The sequence below is a fragment of the Lentibacillus jeotgali genome (genome assembly GCF_000224785.1).
GTDB classification, from domain to species: domain Bacteria; phylum Bacillota; class Bacilli; order Bacillales; family Amphibacillaceae; genus Lentibacillus; species Lentibacillus jeotgali.
In genome coordinates this window covers 21,705-40,061 of record NZ_AGAV01000008.1, presented here as the reverse complement: position 1 = coordinate 40,061, position 18,357 = coordinate 21,705, and the positions used below count along the sequence as shown (strand labels likewise).

Annotated in this window: 19 protein-coding genes; 6 read left to right on the top strand and 13 right to left on the bottom strand. The window is 41.7% G+C overall.

Annotated features, from left to right (window positions below; translation table 11 throughout):
• Positions 1-106 precede the first annotated feature (106 nt).
• The 6 genes from ctaG to cyoE form a co-directional block, all read right to left on the bottom strand.
• On the bottom strand, positions 107-1,030 hold the full coding sequence (gene ctaG, locus ON01_RS07555) for a cytochrome c oxidase assembly factor CtaG (RefSeq protein ID WP_010530421.1): 924 nt from the start codon (positions 1,028-1,030) through the stop codon (positions 107-109).
• Positions 1,031-1,268: 238 nt separating this feature from the next.
• Entirely contained in the window at positions 1,269-1,592 is a 324-nt protein-coding gene (gene ctaF / locus ON01_RS07550; protein ID WP_010530420.1) for a cytochrome c oxidase subunit IVB, read from the bottom strand.
• Positions 1,593-1,595: 3 nt separating this feature from the next.
• Positions 1,596-2,219, bottom strand: coding sequence for a cytochrome (ubi)quinol oxidase subunit III (locus ON01_RS07545; RefSeq protein WP_010530419.1), 624 nt, complete (start codon positions 2,217-2,219; stop codon positions 1,596-1,598).
• A 1-nt stretch (position 2,220) separates the two neighbouring features.
• Positions 2,221-4,074 (bottom strand): cytochrome c oxidase subunit I, encoded by a 1,854-nt coding sequence (gene ctaD / locus ON01_RS07540; protein WP_010530418.1) that lies wholly within the window; start codon positions 4,072-4,074, stop codon positions 2,221-2,223.
• Positions 4,075-4,107: 33 nt separating this feature from the next.
• Positions 4,108-5,163 carry a cytochrome c oxidase subunit II gene (gene coxB / locus ON01_RS07535; protein ID WP_010530417.1) on the bottom strand — a complete coding sequence of 352 codons (1,056 nt, stop codon included), beginning with the start codon at positions 5,161-5,163 and terminating at the stop codon, positions 4,108-4,110.
• 63 nt (positions 5,164-5,226) lie between these two features.
• On the bottom strand, positions 5,227-6,168 hold the full coding sequence (gene cyoE / locus ON01_RS07530) for a heme o synthase (protein WP_010530416.1): 942 nt from the start codon (positions 6,166-6,168) through the stop codon (positions 5,227-5,229).
• 619 nt (positions 6,169-6,787) lie between these two features.
• On the opposite strand from cyoE, the gene ON01_RS07525 reads away from it, so the two are divergent.
• Entirely contained in the window at positions 6,788-7,714 is a 927-nt protein-coding gene (locus ON01_RS07525) for a COX15/CtaA family protein (RefSeq protein WP_010530415.1), read from the top strand.
• 99 nt (positions 7,715-7,813) lie between these two features.
• Here ON01_RS07525 and pyc read toward each other — a convergent pair whose 3' ends face one another.
• The 3 genes from pyc to ON01_RS07510 form a co-directional block, all read right to left on the bottom strand.
• Entirely contained in the window at positions 7,814-11,257 is a 3,444-nt protein-coding gene (pyc, locus tag ON01_RS07520; RefSeq protein WP_010530414.1) for a pyruvate carboxylase, read from the bottom strand.
• Complete coding sequence (gene ftsW, locus ON01_RS07515) at positions 11,224-12,429, bottom strand: putative lipid II flippase FtsW (RefSeq protein ID WP_010530413.1); 1,206 nt, start codon at positions 12,427-12,429, stop codon at positions 11,224-11,226. Before ftsW ends, pyc begins: the two co-directional genes overlap by 34 nt.
• Before the next feature lie 329 nt (positions 12,430-12,758).
• Positions 12,759-13,040 carry an Fpa/YlaN family protein gene (locus ON01_RS07510; protein ID WP_029329040.1) on the bottom strand — a complete coding sequence of 94 codons (282 nt, stop codon included), beginning with the start codon at positions 13,038-13,040 and terminating at the stop codon, positions 12,759-12,761.
• Between the two features lie 159 nt (positions 13,041-13,199).
• On the opposite strand from ON01_RS07510, the gene ON01_RS07505 reads away from it, so the two are divergent.
• Positions 13,200-13,697, top strand: a complete 498-nt coding sequence (locus ON01_RS07505) for a hypothetical protein (RefSeq protein ID WP_010530411.1) — start codon at positions 13,200-13,202, stop codon at positions 13,695-13,697.
• 112 nt (positions 13,698-13,809) lie between these two features.
• Complete coding sequence (locus ON01_RS07500) at positions 13,810-14,412, top strand: YhcN/YlaJ family sporulation lipoprotein (protein ID WP_010530410.1); 603 nt, start codon at positions 13,810-13,812, stop codon at positions 14,410-14,412.
• A 104-nt stretch (positions 14,413-14,516) separates the two neighbouring features.
• Here ON01_RS07500 and ON01_RS07495 read toward each other — a convergent pair whose 3' ends face one another.
• A complete protein-coding gene (locus ON01_RS07495) occupies positions 14,517-14,816 on the bottom strand; it encodes a hypothetical protein (protein ID WP_010530409.1) in 300 nt (99 codons plus the stop codon).
• Positions 14,817-14,948: 132 nt separating this feature from the next.
• Here ON01_RS07495 and ON01_RS07490 point away from each other — a divergent pair, with 132 nt between their 5' ends.
• The gene (locus ON01_RS07490) at positions 14,949-15,152 is read left to right on the top strand and encodes a YlaI family protein (protein ID WP_010530408.1); all 204 of its coding nucleotides are present in this window, start codon (positions 14,949-14,951) and stop codon (positions 15,150-15,152) included.
• A 35-nt stretch (positions 15,153-15,187) separates the two neighbouring features.
• Here ON01_RS07490 and ON01_RS07485 read toward each other — a convergent pair whose 3' ends face one another.
• Complete coding sequence (locus ON01_RS07485; protein ID WP_010530407.1) at positions 15,188-15,493, bottom strand: YlaH-like family protein; 306 nt, start codon at positions 15,491-15,493, stop codon at positions 15,188-15,190.
• A 161-nt stretch (positions 15,494-15,654) separates the two neighbouring features.
• On the opposite strand from ON01_RS07485, the gene ON01_RS19495 reads away from it, so the two are divergent.
• Positions 15,655-15,825, top strand: coding sequence for a DUF5325 family protein (locus ON01_RS19495; protein WP_175284939.1), 171 nt, complete (start codon positions 15,655-15,657; stop codon positions 15,823-15,825).
• Between the two features lie 13 nt (positions 15,826-15,838).
• On the opposite strand, the gene ON01_RS07480 is transcribed toward ON01_RS19495, so the two are convergent.
• Both ON01_RS07480 and ON01_RS07475 read right to left on the bottom strand, forming a co-directional pair.
• A complete protein-coding gene (locus ON01_RS07480; RefSeq protein ID WP_010530406.1) occupies positions 15,839-16,648 on the bottom strand; it encodes an inositol monophosphatase family protein in 810 nt (269 codons plus the stop codon).
• A 198-nt stretch (positions 16,649-16,846) separates the two neighbouring features.
• Positions 16,847-17,041 (bottom strand): hypothetical protein, encoded by a 195-nt coding sequence (locus ON01_RS07475; protein ID WP_010530405.1) that lies wholly within the window; start codon positions 17,039-17,041, stop codon positions 16,847-16,849.
• Between the two features lie 451 nt (positions 17,042-17,492).
• Here ON01_RS07475 and ON01_RS07470 point away from each other — a divergent pair, with 451 nt between their 5' ends.
• Positions 17,493-18,110 carry a YktB family protein gene (locus tag ON01_RS07470; protein ID WP_010530404.1) on the top strand — a complete coding sequence of 206 codons (618 nt, stop codon included), beginning with the start codon at positions 17,493-17,495 and terminating at the stop codon, positions 18,108-18,110.
• Positions 18,111-18,357 lie beyond the last annotated feature (247 nt).

The following is an 18,357-nucleotide window of genomic DNA, read 5'->3' as shown; positions in this document are numbered from 1 at the left end:
AGCTGAACAGAATCGGGCATTTATGGGCAGTAAGCCGCCGTTCTTTGGTGGATTAACGTCCATTATATGCGGGGGACCAGCTACCGTATGCTTTCTTAATTCTTCATCATTGTTCGTTTGTACTCGGTTCATTTGCATTTGCAGGCAGTGGGTCGACTTGTAAGCTTTCTGTAGTAAACCAGCTGAAGAAAACCCTTGCCAGGATAATCCCATAGGTTATCTCCTGCATGATCTTCATAATAATACCGCCCAATTGCTGATCTTCCAATGTAGTCATCGGCGAAAACATTTCAGGACCCGATATAGCTGGACTCAAGCCCTGTAATACCCCGCTTGGCACACAAAGTGACAGTGCCTGCAGCCATGCCCCTTCCTGTGTATAAGCAGCATAAACCGGCGTATCGGCAAAGATTATCAGGACACATGCCGGTGTAATTAGCACACCGTTGGCAAAAATATAAAAAATCTTTCCCAATGGCGGCATCCGGTCGAATTCCTTTAATGGACTCAATATCGGCCACCACACGATAAATGCCGCAATCAGAATAATGACGGATATAGACGAATGGGCCACTTGAGATGACTTTGCAAAATCAAATACAACCGGCAAATGATATAACGAAAATAATGTATTAAACAATAACAACGAAATAAGAGGTATGGAAAAGAACTTTAACACCGGCTTAACGATCCGGCGGTTAACAATATTTTCCCACATCCATGTCGGAATCCCTTTGATGATAAAAATCGGAAATACAATATAATAAATCGCCATTTGCATCATATGGGCTGTCAGCATGATATGGGATAACAAATCAACCGGCGCACCTTTAACAGCGTATAACAAAACCAGGCCGCCATAAAAAAAGAATTGTTGTTTCCCTGACGGTTTTTCCTTTCCACTACCGCCGAACTTATGACGGTAAGGTCCCGTGACCAGGTAATATATCAGGGCGAGTCCCAGCACAAACAATAAATAATACGGACTCCATAGCGCACGAAAACCAAATATTTGCAGGTTGAGCCACATAAATCATTCACTCCATACACGGATGTTTAGTTAACTATACTATATTATAACGCATTTGACCGCAGTACACACAACATTGTGTGACAATTTAAGAACAAAGGCCAGTAAAGCTGGCGCAACTGTACACCCTTTATTTACAGGACAAATGCAACCATATGCTCACTAAGATTATCACTTCGAAATAGACGATTTCAAAACATAAAAAGACCGGGAACAGGTCCCCGGTCTTTTAAGACAGTTACCACCAGGTAATAACTCCCAGTGCCGCCAATGTTAGAATTGCTGCCCCCAAGCCGCCATACATCATTACTGCCGGCATATCATGCCCTTTATCTTTCATGTGCATAAAATAATACAGTTGAAATGCCACTTGCACAATTGCAAGGATAAGCAGAATGGGGGTGACAAACATACTGTCCATCATGCCCGTTGCAACAATAACAAAGGCAATAATCGTAAACAAAATCATCAATGCAAAGGTAATCAATTGCTTTTGCATCTCTTCTTTGTTCTTTTGCTTCTGAAATGGATTAACTTCGTTGGAATTGGTGTTATCTGCCATCCATTAACCCACCTTTCCCATCAAATATACAACGGTAAAAATAAACACCCAAATAACATCAATAAAGTGCCAGTATAAACTGAATACATAATACTTAGGTGCATTGTACAAGTTCAACCCACGTTTTGCGTTTCTGATCATTAAACCAATCAGCCATGCCAAACCAAACGTTACGTGGCCACCATGGAATCCGACCAGTGTATAGAATGCAGATCCAAATGCAGACGAGCGGAATGTAAAACCGTAGCCCGTTATATAATGTGTGAACTCATAAATTTCACAGGCCAAAAAGGAAATACCAAGAATAGCCGTTATTCCAAGCCACAACTGCATTTTCTTAAAATCATTATTTTTCATGTGGTACATGGCGTAAACACTTGTCAGGGAACTTGTCAGTAACAGAATTGTCATAATGAAGACAAGCTCCAGTCCGAACAGTTCGTTTGCTGTCGGACCACCGGCTGTTGAATTGTTCAATGCAATATATGTGCCAAACAAGGAAGCGAAAAGTACCGTTTCACCGCCAAGGAAGAACCAGAAACCGATAAATTTATTTTTACCTTCCAGTGTCGCCTTTTCCGGTTCATTCGGCATCGTTTCCGGATTTAAGGAATGATCATGACTCATATTAGTCAGCCTCGCTTTCAAGTTCATCTTTTGGTATATGGTAACCATGGTCATCTTTCAATGATCTGATCATCATACAGCCTAACATGATAGCCATGCCGCCAAATAACAAGATATATGCCCAGTTATGGTTTGTTTGATAAATGAAACCGAATCCGGCTATAAATAATCCGAGCGACATCATAAACGGCAGGAACGATGAATTCGGCATATGAATATCACCCAATGGTTCAGCAGGTGTTGGTCTGCCTTTTCCTTCCGTTTTTTCAATCCAAAGCGCATCCAATCCGCGGATGAGCGGTGTTTGTTTAAAGTTATAATGCGCAGGAGGAGATGCTGCTACCCACTCAAGAGTTCTGCCATCCCAAGGGTCGTCGGCAGCTTTCTCACCTTTAACCGCAGTGTAGACAACATTAATGAGAAAGACAATCACACCGAATGCCATAAAGAAAGCGCCAACCGTACTGATTTGGTTTCCTAAATCAAGCCCCTGATTTTCTAGGTAGACCCAGTAACGGCGAGGCATCCCCATCAATCCAAGAAAGTGCTGGATAAAGAATGTTAAATGAAACCCAATGAAAAATGTCCAGAAAGTCAATTTGCCCATGGCTTCGTTCAAGATGCGTCCGAACATTTTCGGCCACCAGTAATGCAGACCTGCTAAAATACCGAACACGGTACCGCCAACAATAACATAGTGGAAGTGAGCCACAACGAAATACGTATCATGGTACTGATAGTCAGCAACAACTGATGCGACCATTACCCCGGTCATACCACCGATTGTGAATGTCGGGATAAATCCAAGGGCCCAAAGCATTGACGAATTGATGGTAATTTGTCCACCCCACATCGTCGCGAGCCAGTTGAATATTTTGATACCGGTCGGAACTGCAATTGCCATTGTTGCAATCGCAAAAATCGAGTTTGCAACAGGGCCCAGGCCAACCGTGAACATATGGTGTGCCCATACCATGAATCCTAAAAAGGCAATCAGCATCGTTGCGAATACCATCGCGGTATAACCGAATAACCGCTTTTTGGAAAAAGTAGCAATAACTTCACTGAATATCCCAAACGCTGGCAGAATCAGAATATACACTTCAGGATGCCCGAATATCCAGAACAGATGCTGCCAGATAATAGCATTTCCGCCAAGACCAACATCAAAGAACGCTGAACCGAACATACGGTCAAACATCAGAAGGAACAATCCTACTGTCAATGCCGGGAAAGCAAAAAGAATCAATGTGCTTGTAATAAATGTCGTCCATGTAAATAGTGGCATACGCATATAGGTCATACCAGGTGCACGCATCGTAACAATGGTTGCCAAAAAGTTAATACCACCGATTAATGTACCAGCCCCTGCAATCTGCAGTCCTATGACGTAAAAATCAACGCCGTGTCCCGGTGATGTGATCGACAGCGGCACGTATCCCGTCCATCCGGCATCAGGCGCACCGCCAAGGAACCAGCTGCAATTCAGGAGAAGTCCTCCAAACATAAACAGCCAAAATCCCAATGAATTCAGAAACGGAAAAGCAACGTCCCTCGCGCCTATCTGCAATGGCATGACCGCATTCATTAAACCTAATAACAGCGGCATGGCTGCCAAAAATATCATAGTTGTTCCATGCATCGTAAGCAGTTCGTTATAGAAACCTGCACTGACAAAATCATTTTCAGGCTGAATGAGCTGTATACGGATAGCCATGGCTTCGAGACCACCGAGCAGGAAGAAAAATCCTCCGCCGAATAAATACAAGTGTGCAATTTTCTTGTGGTCAACTGTTGTCAAATAGTCCCACAAAACAGCACCAAAACCTCTTTTTTGAGCAGCTACTGTACTCACAGTATTAACCTCCCTTTTAAATCTTCCATCCCTTTATTCTTTACCTGCGCTTTCAGGAGTAATGTCTGATGGCTGTAATTGCATTAAGTACTCAGCAATTTTACCTGCTTCATCCTCCGAAACGTCCGGATAGTTACCAGTCATTTTATTTCCCGGTTTAATGGATTCCGGATCCATAATCCATTGTTTCAGGTTTTCTTTGTTCAATTCCTCCACACCTGCAAGCTTTGAACGATCGCCAAAGTTAGTCAGATTCGGACCCGTTTGAGCTGGAGAAGAACCGATTGCGTGACAACCCATACAATTTTTCTCCTGGAACAATGCCTGCCCTTCCTGAGCAACAGTACTACCCGGCTCTTCATCAGGGTTAACATTCTGCATGTCCTGTACCCACTGATCGAATTCTTCCTGACTTACAGCAATAACTTTGAAGTCCATAAGCGAGTGGGATGGACCGCAAAACTCTGCGCATTTACCCCAATAAACACCTTCTTCTTGAGCCTGGATATACATTGTATTTTCGTTTTCAGGGTTCACATCCATCTTACCTGAAATAGTCGGAACCCAAAACGAATGAATAACATCCGAAGATTTCATGTTTAAGTATACTTTTTCGCCTACCGGAATATAAAGATCCTGGCTTGTTTGAATTTCCTGACCTTCGTAATTGAAATGCCACCAGTACTGGTTGCCAGTAACCTGTACATTTAAGTTGTCACTTGCAGCTGAATTATCGGCTAAGTCAAACGTAGCTGTAACTGTCGGTACTGCAATAATTAGCAGCAGGATAATAGGAATAACTGTCCAGACAGTTTCCAATGTTTTATTTCCTTCTACCTGTTTAGGAATATAATTCTCCTGCCCTTTCTTTTTACGGTATCGAATTAACACGATTGTATACACGATCAAAACAGTAGCAAGCACAAACGCCATTACAATGGTTGTCAGGACAATTAAATTAAATGACTGCTCTGCTCCATAACCTTTTGGATCAAGAGCTGTCAAATTCTCTTTCCCACATGCTGAAAGCACCAGTGCTGTTAATCCTAGTAGACATAACGCCCGGATTTTTCCCATCCAACCTTTCATGTATCCATTACCTCTCTTTCTCCTTGTAAGTTCTGCATATTGTATTAACACGGTTAAACGAGCTTAACTAAAGGGGAGTTCTAATGTTACGACAACCATCATTAAAAACAGTATCGTTAAATAGTTCAATGAATAGATAAAAATCATATTTGCCCATTTCAGGTCTTCCTTCGTAAATAACCCACTGATACCAATCGCAAGCCACCCGGCATTCAGTAATGTAGCAATCACAAGAAACGTGGTGCCCAGTGAAGCCATAAAAAAAGGCAATGGCAATAAACATGCGATATAGACAACAATTTGCCGTTTTGTAATTTCAAAACCATGTACAACAGGCAGCATAGGTACGCCAGCGGCTTTATATTCCCTGTTTTTTTTCATTGCCAAAGCAAGAAAATGCGGCGTTTGCCAAATAAACATAATTAGGAATAATACGAAAGCCATTGTGTGAAGCCCCGGATCAACAGCTGCCCACCCAATTAACGGCGGTACTGCTCCGGAAAAACTGCCGACCGCCGTGTTCAATGTATACTTGCGTTTCGACCACATCGTATACAATACGACGTAAACAAACCAGCCGAAAAAAGCAATCAGTGCTGCTTCCACTGTGGTGAACATCAGAAGAATTAAACCCAGAGAAGTTGATGAAACACCTGCTACAAGAACTCGGTTGAGTGATATACTCCCTGTCACTGTCGGACGTTCTTTCGTCCTAGACATAACCGGATCAATATCGGCATCATACCAATTGTTCATCATGCATCCGCCTGCGATTACCAATGCACTGCCCGTCATCGTCAGCAGAAAAATATCCCAATTAGCGATAAAAGAGGCATTTGTGAAGTAGATAGCCAGCCAAAAGCCGGCGAATGTTGTGATTAAATTTGAATTCACAATACCCATCTTTGTTAGCGATTTAAAATCTGCAAAAAAAGTCGTGATGTTTTTTCTTGTCACAGCGGATTTGTCAATAATCGGTGAAGAGGTTGTCTCCACTTTATCCATTATAATTATCCCCCCTTTTCATCCCAACAAAAGGCTCTAAATAAATGACAGGCATTATACTTATCATGGCTAAGAATTTACAAAAGTATCCTTCAAACTAACCTGATTGTACCATGGAATTTGAATACAATCTATATTTCGACATTGTATCCGCGCTCTTCGTAAGTATTATAAATGTGACAACTTTGTGAAAAGATGCTAAAAAATAAAATGAAAGGCCTAAAAGCCTTTATCAGTTAATCCTATATGTTCAGTTTTCCCATGGCAATAGGGTGTGAAGGTACTAAGCCAAACAAATATCCCCTACAATATTTCTAGCAAAGAAAGGTTTACAATGCAAGGGTTTTTTACTTTTTCATAGTAAAAACCGAACTTAATGTAAAACTTCATTCAATGGGGGCGGTTTCCACCCCGTTGATTGTTAGTTGAACAAAATATGACATTTACGATAAACTCCCCCTCGTATAAACAATATTGAAGGTGTCTTGTTGCCCATCACATGCAGGGTGCACCGTGATAAAATATGAAAAGCCAATTATCTTGGTCGACGCGCCAGAATCATGGTATTATAGAATAGGCTTAAAAGTACAACATGACAAAAAGTGAGGCAATATTAATTATGATTAGAACTTTAAAATTGCTCTCTGTAGTTGCTTCATTGGGGATGGTTTTTGTTTTAATCGGGGGTGCACTCGTCACAAAGACCGGTTCAGGGCTTGGATGCGGGGAAAGCTGGCCGCTTTGTGAAGGTCAGCTCTTCCCTGGAAATGTCACACCTGAACTCGTGATCGAGCTCAGTCACCGACTGGTATCCGGTATTATGGGGTTTGTCGTTTTAGCGTTATCAATCCTTTCCTGGATAGTTATCGGGCATATACGTGAAGTGAAATTCCTTGCGTTCATGTCATCTTTCTTTCTGATTTTACAAGCATTAATCGGGGCAGCAGCAGTTGTGTGGAATCAGTCCGACTTTATTATGGCGACCCATTTTGGAATTTCGCTCATTTCGTTCGCTGCGGTGTTTCTGCTGATGCTTCTGATTTTTGAGATCGATACAAAATTTGATGCAGAGTCACTGGTCATTGAAAAACGACACCGAAAGGAAATATATGCCTTAACCATATACACTCTTATTGTCGTCTACACCGGTGCGTTGGTGCGGCACGTTGAAGCAAGTATGGTATGTGGCGGCTGGCCCTTCTGCAGCAATAATTCGCCGTTGGCACTCACAGATTACAGCTTTGGACAGTGGATTCAGATGGGCCACAGATTGGCAGCCGGCATCCTGTTTATATGGACTGTTATGATGACCATTAAAATGATTAAATATTACGGTAAAAATCGTGTCATGAACTGGGGGTGGATCGCGACCGTTTCATTAATTACACTTCAGGTGTTTTTCGGAGCGATGATCATCTTCACGATGCTGAATCTGTGGATTGCATTAATGCATGCATTCATCATCTCATGTTATTTTGCAATGCTCTGCTACTTCGTTCTACTGTCATCAAGAAGCGCTAAATATGAAAAAAACGCACAGGATTAGATCAACAACGTACAAACTGGAGTAAAAAACAGACAGTAAGAAAGTCATACTTTCTTAACCAAAAAAAGGGTAACGGAAAAATTCCGCTACCCTTTTCTTTTACTCAAATTCAATTAAAAGATCATCCACGGCAATAGTATCACCGTTCTGAACGTAAACATCTTTTATGACACCGGAGAATGGAGCCTGTACAGTGGTTTCCATCTTCATAGCCTCATTAATCAGGAGATGATCACCTTTTTGAACCTTCTCGCCTTTGTCACAAAGTACTTTCACGACTGTCCCAGGCATCGAAGCGCCTATGTGTTTCTCATTGTTCTGGTCCACTTTCGGTCTTGTTTTCACTTGCGACTGGACACTTTCATCTTTGACAACGACCTGGCGCTGCTGTCCGTTTAACTCAAAGTAAATGACACGTGTACCATCAGACCGCGGTTCGGAAATGGAAACAAGTTTAACAAACAATGTTTTTCCCTGTTCTATTTCAACTTCAATTTCCTCATCCAACTTCATACCATAGAAATACGTTAACGTATCCAGGACAGAAATATCGCCATATGTTTCGTAAAATTTATTATAATCCATAAACACTTTAGGATAAAGTGCATATGAAATCAAATCAAACTCCGTAACCGGCCGGTCAAGTGATTTGTAAAGCGAATCCCTCATTTCCGTGAAGTCAATCGGATCGAGTAGTTCACCCGGACGAACGTTAATAGGTTCTTTTCCTTTCAAAATAATGCGCTGCAGTTCTTTCGGAAAGCCCTGGTAAGGCTGTCCGAGATAACCCTGTGCAAATTCGATGACTGATTCCGGAAAATCAATTGTTTCCCCGCGTTCGTAAATATCGTCTTCGCTCAAATCGTTCTGCACCATGAACAGGGCCATATCACCAACTACTTTTGAGGATGGTGTCACTTTGACAATATCACCGAACATGTCATTAACACGTCTGTACATTCTTTTCACTTCATTCCAGCGTTCTTCCAGCCCGACTGCCTTAGCCTGCTGCTTTAAATTACTATACTGTCCGCCAGGCATTTCATGAAAGTATATTTCAGTATGTGGCGCTTTCAGACCGCTTTCAAAATCCTGATAATAATCACGAATACCTTCCCAGTAATGGGATAATTTCTCATAGGAATCGATATTCAGTTCAGGCTGACGGCTTGTACCTTCCAGTGCATGATAAAGCGACTGGGCGCTCGGCTGGGACGTCATTCCGGCCATCGGAGCATTTGCAACATCAACTGCGTCAACCCCGGCATCAACCGCCCGTGAATACATGTGAATGCCGTTACCGCTTGTGTCATGTGTATGCAGGTGAACTGGCACATCAACCGTTTCCTTCAATGTAGAAATAAGCTGATAGGCTGATTCAGGTTTCAGTAATCCTGCCATATCTTTTATACCGAGAATATGTGCTCCTGACTGTTCAAGGTCTTTTGCCAAGTTCTTATAGTAGTCAAGGTCGTATTTTGTCCGTCCGACATCAAGAATATCGCCTGTATAACACATAGCAGCTTCGGCAATTTTGTCATTTTCACGTACAAACTCAATAGCCGGCTTCATACCTTCAACCCAATTCAGGCTGTCAAAAATACGGAATACATCAATGCCAGCTGTTGAGCTCTTTTCAACAAATTCTTTGATCAGGTTGTCCGGATAGTTCTTATAACCAACCGCGTTGCTTGCACGCAATAACATTTGCAGTAAAACGTTAGGCATTTTTTCACGTAATTTCAATAGCCGCTGCCAAGGGTCCTCTTTCAGGAAACGGTATGCAACATCAAATGTTGCACCTCCCCACATCTCCACAGAAAAGAGCTGTGGCAATAACCGTGCAGTCGGTTCTGCAATATGGACCAGGTCTTTTGATCTGATCCGGGTAGCTAGCAATGATTGATGCGCGTCACGAAACGTTGTATCGGTCAGCATAACTCTTTTTTGTTCTTTTAGCCAATCCGCCAGATATTCCGGTCCGTGTTCATCAAGAATCTGTTTTGTTCCCGAAGGTATTTCTTCCTGCTGATTGATTTTTGGTATCGGCGGTGTAACCAAAGAAGGTTTTTCCTTTTTCGAAATTCCTTCAAAGCCGTTTACAGTTGTATTGCCAATATAGGTTAACATCTTGGTACCGCGGTCTTTCCGTTTTGGAAAAACAAACAGTTCAGGTGTCTGATCAATAAAGGTAGTACTGTACTCACCTGATAAGAACTGCTGATGTGAAATAACATTTTCCAGAAATGGTATATTCGTTTTAATACCACGGATCCGGAATTCTTTTAAGTTTCTGACCATTTTTTGTGCTGCCTGTTCAAAAGACAGTGCCCATGTTGACACTTTGACTAACAATGAATCATAGTGTGGTGAAATCACCGCACCTTGAAACCCGTTGCCCGCGTCAAGCCGCACACCGAATCCGCCGCCTGTACGGTATGCCATGATCTTACCGGTATCCGGCATGAAATTATTCAATGGATCTTCGGTTGTGACCCTGGACTGAATGGCATATCCCAGCGTCGTAATCTCTTCCTGCTGCGGGATACCAATCGACTTGTCGTGAATATTCTGACCTTCTGCTATTTTAATTTGCGTCTGTACAATATCTATGCCTGTGATCATTTCTGTGATTGTATGCTCAACCTGAACGCGCGGATTAACTTCAATAAAATAGAAGGCATCGTCCGTGACGAGAAATTCGACCGTTCCGGCATTTACATAATCGACATTTTCCATCAGATCTACAGCAGCGTTACAAATTTCATGCCTGAATGATTCTGACAGGGACACACTCGGTGCAGCTTCCACAACTTTCTGATGGCGCCGCTGCACAGAACAATCACGTTCATATAAATGAACCCTGTTGCCATGGGTATCCCCAATAATCTGAACTTCAATATGTTTCGGATTTTCAATCAGTTTCTCCACATATACTTCATCACTGCCAAATGATGCTCTTGCTTCTGATTTGGCCCTGTCATACGCTTCAGGTAATGTCTCTTCATTTCGGACAATACGCATGCCGCGGCCGCCGCCTCCAAGTGACGCTTTAATAATGATCGGGTAGCCATACTGCTGGCCGAACTGCTCCACTTCTTTCAATGAAGAAACGGGGCCGTCAGAGCCAGGGATAACCGGCAGGTCTGCATTGATTGCCTGTGTTCTAGCTTTTACTTTATCACCAAACATATTTAAATGTTCGCTTGTCGGCCCTATGAAAATAATGCCTTCTTCTTCACAGCGGCGGGCAAATTCAATGTTCTCCGAAAGAAAGCCATAACCCGGATGGATCGCATCCACACCCACATCTTTTGCAAGTTCAATAATGCCTTCAATGTCGAGATATGCATCAATCGGTTTTTTTCCTTCACCTATCAAATATGCCTCATCAGCTTTGTACCGATGATAAGAACCAGTATCTTCCTGAGAATACACTGCAACTGTTCGAATATTGAGTTCTGTACATGCACGGAAAACGCGAATTGCGATTTCTCCGCGATTTGCAACTAAAACCTTATTGATCTGTTTTCTCTCTCCCATGTTTTTCCTCCTCTATTGCGAACTGCGTTGTTTTCAGTACCTTGCTTATTGACAGGTACAGGCTTCTGTTCTTTCTGTTTAACTGATCTCGCAATGTTATTCATGATTCCCATGGAGATCATCATGACAAGCAGCGAAGAGCCGCCGTAACTGACAAACGGCAGCGGGACACCCGTAATGGGGAGAAGCCCGCTGATAGCTCCTAAATTAATGAATGTCTGGATGGCTACCAATGACGATATGCCAATTGCCAACAACGCTCCGAAGCTATCAGAACACTTTCTGGCGATAAACAGCCCCCGCAAAACAATGATTGCGATCATACCGACAACAATAGTCACACCAAGAAATCCTAATTCTTCTGCAATGACCGCCATAATAAAATCGGTATGCGGCTCCAGGAGAAACCCAAGCTTTTGAACACTCTGACCAAGACCTTCGCCGATCAGACCGCCGTCACCAATTGCCAGATATGACTGGATTAAATGGTATCCGTCGTCTCCCGGGTCTTCAAATGGCTGATAAGCACCAGCAAACCTGCTGATTCGCTCGTCTGTTACCATACTGGGAATAGCAAATGCCACCAAAGCCAAACCAACAAATGCGAGTATAAACAAATGCTTGAAGCGGATGCCTGAACTGAATATGACTGAGCAGGCAATCATAAAAATAATGGCAGCTGTTCCGATATCAGGCTGCTGAACAATCAGCCCCAATATCACTGAAGTCAGTATTAATGGCGGTAACACACCTCTATTAAACTCGTTAATATATTCCTGTTTTTTGGAATAAACAGAAGCGAGATAGATAATCAGGCCCAGCTTGGCAAATTCAGCCGGCTGCAGGCTGACCGGTCCAAAATCAAACCATGATCTGGCATTATTAGCAGTACTCCCAAAGAAAAGTACCCCCACCAGGAGGACCAGGATGGCCAGCACAATGACCTTTGTTAATTTCTGATAATATTTATATGGGAATATACTTGTTGCGGTAAAACCTATCATCGCCAGGCAAAACCATTGAATTTGTCTCACCAGATAGTAAGTACTCTCCTGTCCCTCCACCACTGCTAAAACCATACTTGCACTGTAGATCATGACAATACCAAACGCTGTCAACAGTATGGGTGTAATCATCAGCGTAAAATCATAATCCTTTAATTTCTTAATCATCCTACTTCTCCCCAGAATATGTAATCTTAAAATGAAACGTCATTCAGCACGGTATAAACCCGCTGAATGCAAAATCGCCCATTCACGGGGAACTGATTCTCCACTTGTCTTTTACACATCAGTGCTGCAAATGATTAAAGCGGGAATCCTGCTGCCCGTTCCATGCGGGATAGCAACAGATGAACAGAAGTTTTGCTCAGTATAACATATGCGTATTAGTGTAACACATATTTTGGTCCATCTGTCAGAAAAATTACCTGAGCCGTTTAAATAAAAAAACCTTGCCAACGTCCAACCAGGCAAAGTTTTCACCGCATTACCAAAAGGCGTCACACAGAATTTTGCGCTGCCTCATGTAATCTATTGAGCTGCCTTTCCAAATTTTCAAGAAGCGCTTTACCTTCATTCTCGTTGATTAAATTTAATCGCACGGCAAAATCAATCTCTCTTGAAAGTCCAAACATCTGTGTATCCAGAACCTCTTCATATAGAGGGCATTGTGGCATAGTTAAATTTTCAATCTGCACTTCTATGAGCTTAAGTATCCTATCAGCATCAGCCTTTAGAAGGGCATAAGCTTTATCACGATGTGTTTCCGTCACCTCAGGAATCAATAATATCCCTCCATTAACATGACTACCTTATAATTTATATTACAGTTTATACCATGAAAATGCAAATAAAATTCAGCACACACCGTCTTTTTATAATGAAAAATTATAGCATGTCTGCTATTCTTGATAAGAATACGTCATTAGAGGTGATTAAACATGATTGTTCAAATAACAGGTAACGTTACATACACGATAACATTAGATCCGACGGTATGGATTTTTGATGACCGGAAAATATTACTTGAAGAAGCATTTACGGAAGACGCACAGAAGAAGGACGAAAAGGACGAACTTGAAAATGCTTCTGAACGCTTCAGCCAAGAGGTTTATCAGCAAAATCTCAAACCACCCATCAATAAGACCAACAAGGGTATCTCGCGCAAAGAACGCGAGAAAATCCTGGAAAATTCTTACGTTATGCCAATAACCGATTTCTTGGGCTACACTGAAGTTAAGGAAGATGCCAACAGTGTCACACTTGAGACTGTGAATGGCAATGAAACCGTCCCGCTGAATGCACTGGCAGAAAGTTATTTGTTATTTGCCATAGAAGGTAAACCGCTGAAAGAAGACGGACCGGTTCAGCTATTTTACAGGGACGGTTCTAACCGGGATAACCCGATTAAAGGCATTCAAAAAATTATTGTAAATTAATTAATTAAGCTGTTCATTTCTCCTGGATGAACAGCTTTTTTCGTATATTTTGTTCACGATGAACCAAACTAGTAAGACACTATTCCGTGCTCATGATAAAGGAGGAGTATACATGCTGCTACGCTTAGGAATACTGTCTTTTTTGAGTTTTACGATTCTGGCCGGTTGTCAGCAGAACCAGAATGAACAATCATTGCCCGAAGAGAACGACAATAATGACCAATTTATCCAAGTGGAAGATTCTGATCCAGTTGAAGAGCAGGACTTAACCAATAACGAGATCGCCACCCATTTAGCAAATGTTGCGAGCGATGTTCCTGATGTCCAGGATGCAGCTTCTGTTGTAGCTGGACCATATGCGGTTGTTGGCATTGATGTCGATAAGGATTTGGATCGCTCACGTGTCGGCACCATCAAATATTCAGTGCTTGAGGCATTGCAAAAAGACCCCTATGGAAAAACCGCCGTGGTGGTAGCTGACGGCGATGTCGTTGAACGTATACGGACCATGGGAGATAAAATAGCGCAAGGGTATCCTGTGCAAGGGTTTATAGACGAATTGTCAGCCATTGTAGGCAGATATATGCCTGACTTCCCAATTAACGAAGATCGTCCAGATGAAGGTGATCAAAATAAGGAATCAGTGCCGGAAGACAAGGAAAAGCAGCTGGATGATATCCAAGAAGACCAATCCAACCAGCAAAACAAAGAATAGTGAACAAGATAGTTCTAAATGGGAACGGATGTACCAATCCTCTTGATTAAACAGGTGCTATCCCGCCTAGGTATACCGGGATAGCACCTGATATTTCATGAATTTTATTTTTGCTCCTCATCTTCTTTTACTTTGTTATAATAGTCCACACCAAACTGGGATCCTTCAGAAACCATTTTAGAATTTTCCAGCTGAGCCGGGGCTTTAGACTCTGTCTGATCTGGTGCACCCGCTTCTTCAAATGTGGAATCAGTTTGTTCTTCTTTATTCATATTCCTTATTTTTTCAGTGCTGTTTCTTACTTTTGATTTGAGCCTATTTCGATTCTCTTCATTTCGCAGCAAATACCCTGTAATTCCAGCCCCTATGGCCCCCGCTGCTGAAGCAATGTATCGTTTTTTCATTCATTATCACCCTTTTATTTAATTAATATTAGTACCTTTATTCCCAGCTTACCTTCCCGTCAAACATTCACTTTCATACAAATATCTATCGTGTTATATTATAAGAGGAGCCTAATTTCAGAGGTGAGAGATATGAAAGTACAATGTGTATTATGCGACGATGTTTACGAAATAGAAGATGACTCATTGCAGGCGAAGCGACTGCGCAACCGCAGAATTTATATGTACTTATGCTCCGAGTGCTATGACCGGATTGATAATAAAACGAAAGAACGCCATGCTACAGGTTGTTTCAAGCTCTATGACGCAAAGAAAAAGAAAAAAGATCTGATCTAAGAGCTAAGTAAAAACTCCCGTTACCCGGGAGTTTTTTAGGCCTGTTTCGCTTTTCGTTCGCGGTGAAGCCTGTAGCGGTAAATACCCAAAACAAGACAAATGACGATCAGGCTGTCTGTAATCGGATAACCGACCAAACTGAATAAATTTAAGATAAGCATACCTGCTGCAAGCATCACATAAACAAGGACTGATTTCAGAACAGGCAGCTCTTTTGCAAAGCCGAGTTTATAAGCAATAGCCGCCAAAATCATATTGATCACATAAAACGTCCAAAAAATATTAATGCTATCCCGATAATTAACGATCAATTCATATATCAGACTGAAACTATTTTCCATCTGTATCCTCCGTTACTACAATATTTAAATTGATATCACCCTGTATTTTGTCTTTGTCTATGATACTAAATCTTTGAGTGTCATGCCAGTTGAAAAATCGACAACTTTTGAACAATAAACCCTTATGTTATATACTAGCTATGGAAATTGGGGTGTATATAATGAAGAAACTGGATTTGCCTATGCTGCTGTTGGCAGTATTGGTTATATTAATGTTTGTACTTGTCGGGATTGCCATAGCTTTTCGCAACATTTGGCTTGTTTTATTATTTATCGTACTCGGCTTTTTGTTTATGGGATTCGGGTTATCATTAAAACGCAAAAGAAAGTGACTTCAGGCCGAAGTCACTTTCTTCCTTTTTTCATATAATCATGGACGATTTGCTCTTGAATTGCCGGGTTGCAGGTTAATACAGAACTTTTCCGGAGTAGATCGAGTGAGCCACCAAATGCATCCGTTGTGCTGCCCCCAGTCTCATTGACAATGACAATCCCGGCTGCGATATCCCAAGGTGAAAGGCCCATAGTCATATAACCATCCATAATGCCTTCAGCAACATAAGCGAACTCCAGGGCTGCGGAGCCAAAAGTTCTTGTGCCTCTTACGGTCTTGACCAGTTCCTGGACAACATCTTCTTCGACCAGATGGTTTTTACAAAGCCAAAAATGATTTAATCCTAAAATAGAATCGTAAATGCTTTTTTGCTTAGAAAGCGTTGGCAACGCCATCTTATTTTTAAAAGCGCCTCCCCCCCGCTTTGCGCTGTATAAGTTATCAGCCATGACATCATAAATAAAACCGATTTCGCCGATACCGTCATGATAAATCCCAACAGATATCGCAAAGTTTCGTTTTTGATGAACAAAATTCATCGTCCCATCGATTGGATCAATTATCCACACAGTACCATCCAATGACTCTAACGCATCACCATAACCTTCTTCACTGATAATGAGATGGTCTGGGTATGTTTGTTTGATGTTCGTCATAAAAAAATACTCTGTATCCCTGTCCATTGTTGTTACTAGATCATTCCGGTCTGATTTCGTATTGATCGTCAACGGGTCGTTTATTTTTTCCCTGATTGTTTTACCGGCTTCAAGCACCCATTCCTTTGCCTGGTCGTAAAGTTCCTCACGAAATGTCACGTTCATCTGCATGCCTCCAATTATACATTCTATTACTATGATACCAAATTGGAGGGGAAGAATCATAATCTGCGGTTACTGATGCCATCCTTATGCTAAAAATCCCGCAATAAATGCACCGGCAGTATGTAATTTTTGGATCATATGATAAGCTGCCGGCTGTGTTTCACAGAAAAAATAAAGGAAAAACCATTTAAACAGTCATTACGCCTCATCTGTCATTTCCATTAACTGCAGACGCAACTGTTTCAATTTTTCTTTTGATTTAATGATCTGTACGTTATCGTTTGCCTGCATGGCGTCATATAATGTCATGAGTTCATAATCAATCTCAATACGGATAACAGGCAGTTTTTTTCGTTCTACCTCTTTTCTCAGGTCTTCTATAACATATTTCATGTCATCCACAACCTTTCAAGATCACTTTTGATATCTATATGCTTACGTGTCGTTAATTGTTCATACAATGCCAGAAAGCGTTTACTGTTTAAATGCCCCTATTTTTAAATTTTTAAACTTTTCATCTAAAGGTTATAGCTTGACCTGATGATTTTTTTGGCTAATAATAATGATTATAAAGTGAAACTTCAATCAGTGGAACGTTTTTTTCCACTGATTGTTAGTTGAACAGAATCGGGCATTTAGGAACAGTTAGCCGCCGTCGTTTAGCGGGTTACTGTTCATTAGATGCGGGGTAAAGTGAAACTTCAATCAGTGGAACGTTTTTTTCCACTGATTGTTAGTTGAACAGAATCGGGCATTTAGGAACAGTTAGCCGCCGTCGTTTGGCGGGTTACTGTTCATTAGATGCGGGGAAAATTGAGTTAAAAAGAGCGAAAGGATGGTATAAATGGAATTTACAGGGTTTTCGAAAAAAGACTTTGATATTTTCACCATCGATAGCCTGGAGGAACGCATGGAGGCTATACGAGAAAACATTCAGCCTAAATTCAGGGCAATCGGTGAAGAACTCTCCGACAACATGTCAACTATGACTGGAAACGATATGTATGTACATATTGCGCAGCACGCCAGAAGAACCAAAAACCCGCCAAATGATACATGGATGGCATTTTGCCACAACAAACGCGGCTATAAAAAGCATCCACACTTCCAAATTGGTCTGTGGGATGACCATCTGTTCCTGTGGCTTGCTTATATTTATGAAATGCCGGAGAAACAGGAAATTGCCAAGTCATTTCTGGATCATATAGATGATATCCGTGAGTCGGTGCCTGATGACTATGCCGTGTCACTTGACCACACTAAGAAAGATGCTGCAAAACTTTCTGAAGTTGATTTGGAACAGGCATTGACACGGCTAAAAAATGTAAAAAAAGCAGAATTCCTGATTGGAAGGTACTTCAAGCCGGATGACCCAATCCTGTCAAATGGCGAAGCATTTTTAAAAGAAGCCAAGAACACATTTGAAACACTTGCCCCCCTTTACAAAATCTCGATGGGATAACATCACAAGTTACATGGAGGGAGATGCGCTGCAGCTTTAATACTTGATCCGAGCTCGGCGCTTCCTTGTAAACAAGATAATTGCCGCCAATTCTATACTGTTTTCACTTGGAAAAAAGGAGCGGGACAAAACTAAAATGCTCAACACTAAAACGATCGATAGCCGGGAGATTCTAGTAAAATGCAGGTATATGTTTTAACGACCGCTTCGGAAAAATACTCCGCTTTCCTTCGCTGGTCTACGCGAA

What these genes read in the sequence shown, in the direction of transcription:
- ctaG (WP_010530421.1), bottom strand. Translation starts at nt 1,030, where the DNA reads ATGTGGCTCAACCTGCAAATATTTGGTTTTCGTGCGCTATGGAGTCCG.
- ctaF (WP_010530420.1), bottom strand. Translation starts at nt 1,592, where the DNA reads ATGGCAGATAACACCAATTCCAACGAAGTTAATCCATTTCAGAAGCAA.
- ON01_RS07545 (WP_010530419.1), bottom strand. Translation starts at nt 2,219, where the DNA reads ATGAGTCATGATCATTCCTTAAATCCGGAAACGATGCCGAATGAACCG.
- coxB (WP_010530417.1), bottom strand. Translation starts at nt 5,163, where the DNA reads ATGAAAGGTTGGATGGGAAAAATCCGGGCGTTATGTCTACTAGGATTA.
- cyoE (WP_010530416.1), bottom strand. Translation starts at nt 6,168, where the DNA reads ATGGATAAAGTGGAGACAACCTCTTCACCGATTATTGACAAATCCGCT.
- ON01_RS07525 (WP_010530415.1), top strand. Translation starts at nt 6,788, where the DNA reads ATGATTAGAACTTTAAAATTGCTCTCTGTAGTTGCTTCATTGGGGATG.
- pyc (WP_010530414.1), bottom strand. Translation starts at nt 11,257, where the DNA reads ATGGGAGAGAGAAAACAGATCAATAAGGTTTTAGTTGCAAATCGCGGA.
- ftsW (WP_010530413.1), bottom strand. Translation starts at nt 12,429, where the DNA reads ATGATTAAGAAATTAAAGGATTATGATTTTACGCTGATGATTACACCC.
- ON01_RS07505 (WP_010530411.1), top strand. Translation starts at nt 13,200, where the DNA reads ATGATTGTTCAAATAACAGGTAACGTTACATACACGATAACATTAGAT.
- ON01_RS07500 (WP_010530410.1), top strand. Translation starts at nt 13,810, where the DNA reads ATGCTGCTACGCTTAGGAATACTGTCTTTTTTGAGTTTTACGATTCTG.
- ON01_RS07495 (WP_010530409.1), bottom strand. Translation starts at nt 14,816, where the DNA reads ATGAAAAAACGATACATTGCTTCAGCAGCGGGGGCCATAGGGGCTGGA.
- ON01_RS07490 (WP_010530408.1), top strand. Translation starts at nt 14,949, where the DNA reads ATGAAAGTACAATGTGTATTATGCGACGATGTTTACGAAATAGAAGAT.
- ON01_RS07485 (WP_010530407.1), bottom strand. Translation starts at nt 15,493, where the DNA reads ATGGAAAATAGTTTCAGTCTGATATATGAATTGATCGTTAATTATCGG.
- ON01_RS19495 (WP_175284939.1), top strand. Translation starts at nt 15,655, where the DNA reads ATGAAGAAACTGGATTTGCCTATGCTGCTGTTGGCAGTATTGGTTATA.
- ON01_RS07480 (WP_010530406.1), bottom strand. Translation starts at nt 16,648, where the DNA reads ATGAACGTGACATTTCGTGAGGAACTTTACGACCAGGCAAAGGAATGG.
- ON01_RS07475 (WP_010530405.1), bottom strand. Translation starts at nt 17,041, where the DNA reads ATGAAATATGTTATAGAAGACCTGAGAAAAGAGGTAGAACGAAAAAAA.
- ON01_RS07470 (WP_010530404.1), top strand. Translation starts at nt 17,493, where the DNA reads ATGGAATTTACAGGGTTTTCGAAAAAAGACTTTGATATTTTCACCATC.